The sequence below is a fragment of the Dellaglioa sp. CoH-56-MRSF-10 genome (genome assembly GCF_056782175.1).
The window spans coordinates 1-264 of record NZ_JBXAYF010000122.1 but is presented as its reverse complement, the minus strand read 5'-3'; the positions used below and the strand labels follow the sequence as shown (position 1 = coordinate 264).

Below are 264 nucleotides of genomic sequence, written 5' to 3'. Positions count from 1 at the left end.
CGTTGGACGAGTTCCGTACGCTCGTCGATGATGAGACGTACGAAATTGGGGGCCATGCTGCGACGTTTGTGACGAAGCTTGCGGATCGCGTGCAGGACGCGCTGCTCAATAGCGCAAAGGGCTCCGGCACGGATACGGAGGCTGTATACCCGGACCACGAGCGCGATGACGTGGCCGAAAAGGTGAAAGCAACGCTGACCAACGTCTACACGATCTGGAACGACATCGAAAACGATGAAGTTTTGGACTCGATCGTTGATCACA

General features: G+C 56.1%; 1 protein-coding gene. It reads left to right on the top strand.

Annotated elements, in window-relative coordinates:
- On the top strand, positions 1-264 hold a 264-nt coding region (locus AC1RP4_RS08035; RefSeq protein ID WP_481763282.1), incomplete at both ends, for a hypothetical protein.